The 666-nt window shown below is 78.2% G+C and carries 1 pseudogene; it reads right to left on the bottom strand.

The window, feature by feature from the left end:
* Positions 1 to 666, bottom strand: a pseudogene (locus GBO37_RS14030) (chromosome segregation protein SMC); the annotation flags it as partial.

Below are 666 nucleotides of genomic sequence, written 5' to 3'. Positions count from 1 at the left end.
GCGTCGCGGCGCGCGCGGCCTCGGACAGCAGGCGCTCGGCCTCGCGGCGCGCGTCGCGGGCCGACTTCTCGACCTCGGCGGCCTGGGCCAGATCGGCGCGGGCCGCCTCATGGGTCTCGCGGGCCTCCTCGGCGCAGGCCTCGGCACGCTCGGCCTGTTCGGTCACATGGGCCAGCTCGTTGACCTTCTGCAGATGCAGCGCGGCCGAGGACAGCGCCTGCCCCGCCATCACCCGCAGCCCGTCCCACCGGAACAGATCGCCCTCGGGCGTCACCAGCCGCTGTCCCGCCGACAGCATCGGCTGCAGCGCGGCCCCCTGCCCTGCGTCCAGCACCAGCCCCGTCTGCGACAGCCGCCGCGCCAGCAGATCCGGGCCGCGCACATGCGGTGCCAGCGGCACGGCGCCGTCGGGCAGGGGCTGCGGATCGTCCCAGCCCGGCAGGTCGTGCCAGCCCGACCCGTCGCCGCCCACGCCCGCACGCAGATCGTCGCCCAGGGCGGCCCCGAATGCGGCCTCGTGCCCCCGCGCGACGGCCACCTGATCCAGCAGCGTGGCACCCCCGGAGCGCCCGCGATCGACCAGCCGCTGCAGGGCGGTGCGTTCGGCGGCAAGGGCCGCGGCCTCGCCCTCGGCGGCGGCGCGGGCCTGGCGGGCGGCGGCCTCGC

It is taken from the genome of Paracoccus sp. 08, assembly GCF_024105395.1.
In the GTDB taxonomy this organism is placed as follows: Bacteria; Pseudomonadota; Alphaproteobacteria; order Rhodobacterales; family Rhodobacteraceae; genus Paracoccus; species Paracoccus marcusii.
The sequence above is the reverse complement of the archived record's forward strand: the minus strand, read 5'-3'. Positions and strand labels throughout refer to the sequence as shown.